Source organism: Streptomyces amakusaensis, assembly GCF_039532665.1.
Taxonomy (GTDB): domain Bacteria; phylum Actinomycetota; class Actinomycetes; order Streptomycetales; family Streptomycetaceae; genus Streptomyces; species Streptomyces amakusaensis.
Genome location: NZ_BAAASB010000093.1, coordinates 1 through 625 on the forward strand (window position 1 = coordinate 1; position 625 = coordinate 625).

Annotated in this window: 1 protein-coding gene; it reads left to right on the top strand. The window is 73.6% G+C overall.

Annotated elements, in window-relative coordinates; genetic code table 11:
- On the top strand, positions 1 to 625 hold a 625-nt coding region (locus ABD371_RS35770), incomplete at both ends, for an acyltransferase domain-containing protein (protein ID WP_344486975.1).

The following is a 625-nucleotide window of genomic DNA, read 5'->3' on the forward strand; positions in this document are numbered from 1 at the left end:
CCGCTGTGCCGTGGGTGGTGTCGGCGCGTGGTGGGGTGGCGCTGGCGGCGCAGGCGGGTCGTCTCGCGGGGTTCGCGGAGGAGTCGTCGGCGGGTGTCGGTGAGATCGGCTGGTCGCTGGTGGGGTCGCGGTCGGCGCTGGAGCACCGTGCGGTGGTGGTGGCGGAGGATCGTGCGGGTGCGGTGGCCGGGTTGCGGGCGCTGGCCGCGGGTGAGCCGTCGGCTCAGGTGGTGAGTGGTCTGGCGCGTGCGGATGCGGAGGTGGTGCTGGTCTTCCCGGGGCAGGGTTCGCAGTGGCGCGGTATGGGCCGTGAGCTGTTGGAGTCGAGTCCGGTGTTCGCGGCGGCGGTGGGGGAGTGCGAGCGGGCTCTCGCGCCGCATGTGGAGTGGAGTCTGACGGAGGTTTTGCGGGGGGAGGGCCCGGAGGCGGGTCTTGAGCGGGTGGATGTGGTTCAGCCGGTGCTGTTCGCGATGATGGTCGCGCTCAGCCGGGTGTGGGAGTCGCTGGGGGTGCGTCCGGCGGCGGTGGTGGGGCATTCCCAGGGTGAGATCGCGGCGGCGCATGTCGCCGGCGCGCTCAGTCTGGAGGACGCCGCCCGCGTCGTCGCCCTCCGCAGCCGAGCCCT